Below are 660 nucleotides of genomic sequence, written 5' to 3' on the forward strand. Positions count from 1 at the left end.
GCCGTACAGGGCGCCGCCAAGGGCCACACGCGCGCGCTTGAGGTCGCGTACTCGGTCGACGGCGGCACGTCCTGGCAGCGGGCCGCGGTGGTACGCGGCGCCGCGACCATCCCGGCCCAGCGGTCCGGCACCAGCGTCTCGCTCCGCGCCAGGCTGACCGACACCGCGGGCAACACGCTCACCCAGACCGCGATCGGCGCCTACCGCACGCGGTGACCCACCCGGCCCGGCCGGCCGCCGCCCCCGCGCGACGCCCGGCCGGGCCGGCACCCCGCGCGGCGGGGCCGGCCGGGGAACGGGGCCGGGTCACGTGGTTCAGAACCGCTTCCAGCGCCAGGTCGTCGAGACCTCCAACGGGTCGATGGGCGTCACCAGGCGCGGCACCGTGTTGAGGCCGTTCGGCGGGCCCGACTGCGGCTCCACGCACACCGCCTCCTCCTGCTCGTCGTAGACCACCACCCACTGCGCCCCGCTGGTGATGGTCAGCTCCAACTGGGTGGGCCAGGTCAGCGTGACGTCCACGCCGTCCGGCATCCCGAAGCAGTCGTCCCACGGGCCGGGCCCTGGCTCGACGCGCCGCCCGGTGGGCAGGTGGTCCACGCCCCGCTCCTCCTGCCACGCGGGTTCGAACGCGATCTGCACCGGCGCGCCGGTCGGGCC

At 76.5% G+C, this 660-nt stretch carries 2 pseudogenes; one reads left to right on the forward strand and one right to left on the reverse strand.

Annotated elements, in window-relative coordinates:
• A pseudogene (locus KUM32_RS38430) lies at positions 1-216 on the forward strand (serine protease); the annotation flags it as partial.
• A gap of 99 nt (positions 217-315) precedes the next feature.
• Here KUM32_RS38430 and KUM32_RS38435 read toward each other — a convergent pair.
• Positions 316-660: pseudogene (locus KUM32_RS38435) on the reverse strand (aldose 1-epimerase); the annotation flags it as partial.

This window comes from Streptomyces sp. AC627_RSS907, from assembly GCF_019049165.1.